This window comes from Aeromonas media (genome assembly GCF_000819985.1).
Taxonomy (GTDB): Bacteria; Pseudomonadota; Gammaproteobacteria; order Enterobacterales; family Aeromonadaceae; genus Aeromonas; species Aeromonas media.
In genome coordinates this window covers 1,730-2,257 of the sequence record NZ_CDBZ01000188.1, presented here as the reverse complement: position 1 = coordinate 2,257, position 528 = coordinate 1,730, and the positions used below count along the sequence as shown (strand labels likewise).

The 528-nt window shown below is 63.8% G+C and carries 1 protein-coding gene; it reads right to left on the bottom strand.

All coding sequences use genetic code 11. From position 1 onward, the window contains the following. Positions 1-43 precede the first annotated feature (43 nt). Positions 44-528, bottom strand: a 485-nt coding sequence (locus BN1127_RS22895; RefSeq protein ID WP_042650074.1) for an amino acid permease, incomplete at its 5' end; no start/stop codon positions are given.

Genomic DNA, 528 nt, shown 5'->3' with positions numbered 1-528 from the left:
CCCCGGGGTCGCCTCTTCTCTATTTTTAGCCAACGCGCCGCTGTTACTTCAGCAGGCTGAAGAGCAGGGCCGACACCGAGAGCGAACCGGTCAGCAGGATGAAGCCGTTCACCCAGCCGTGGCGGAAGCGGGCCAGCGCTTCCACCTTGTAGATGGCCACCACCGGCATGATGAAGAGGATCATGGCGATGACGGGGCCGGAGAGGGTCTCCATCAGGCCGAGGATGCCGGGGTTGATGACAGCCGCCCCCCAGATGGCGAAGAACATCAGGGCGATGCCGAGCCGGTCCGCTTTGGCCAGCGACAGCCCTGTGGGCTTGGCGATCAGGCTTTTCAGGCTCTCCCGGGCGCCGAGGAAGTGGCCGAGGAAGGAGGAGCTGATGGCGATGAAGGCGATGAGCGGTCCCAGAGTCACGATCACAGGGTTGTCGGTGATGTTGGCGAGGTAGGAGAGCACGGAGACGTTCTGGGCCTTGGCCTCGGCCAGCTGGGCCGGAGAGAGGCTCAACACGCAGGAGAAGACGAAGA